The following is a 464-nucleotide window of genomic DNA, read 5'->3' as shown; positions in this document are numbered from 1 at the left end:
AAGCAGGGTCAAGATGATCCGGGATCGTGTGGGGTCGGCCAGTGCACGACCCAGGCGGTTCATCACGTCGAGACGCGAAGCAATAGTCAGCATGGACTGAACTATACAGCGCGCAGTGAACACTCGGTCACAGGCGTCAGCCCAGATCGCATGCCCGTAAGGGGAACCCACACCGGACACCACCGCTGCTTATCGAGAGGAACGACGGCACGCCTGGCGGGCTGTCCCGTAAGACCCGTCCGGTGAAGGGAGGCTATAAGACACACTGGGGAGCATGTCCCCCTTGAAGGTCGGCTATGCCCGAGTCTCCACCGACGAGCAGGACTGACCGCGCAGCGTGACGGACTCGCGGCGTTCGGCGTCGATCCCAAGCGCATCTACGTCGATCACGGGCTCACGGGCCGCAACGCCGACCGTGAGGGCCTGCGGCAGGCGCTGGCTGCCTGTCGGGACGGCGATACGTT

1 protein-coding gene and 1 pseudogene are annotated in these 464 nt (G+C 64.2%); one reads left to right on the top strand and one right to left on the bottom strand.

All coding sequences use genetic code 11. The features are described from left to right. Window positions 1-93: pseudogene (locus tag M3G03_RS12805) on the bottom strand (transcriptional regulator); the annotation flags it as partial. A gap of 162 nt (window positions 94-255) precedes the next feature. Between M3G03_RS12805 and M3G03_RS12875 the strand changes: the two are divergent. Beyond that, a partial coding sequence (locus M3G03_RS12875; RefSeq protein ID WP_311197561.1) for a recombinase family protein occupies window positions 256-464 on the top strand: 209 nt, incomplete at its 3' end.

Origin of the sequence: Aestuariimicrobium sp. p3-SID1156, from assembly GCF_025144225.1 — a bacterium.
Classification (GTDB): domain Bacteria; phylum Actinomycetota; class Actinomycetes; order Propionibacteriales; family Propionibacteriaceae; genus Aestuariimicrobium.
The sequence above is the reverse complement of the archived record's forward strand: the minus strand, read 5'-3'. Positions and strand labels throughout refer to the sequence as shown.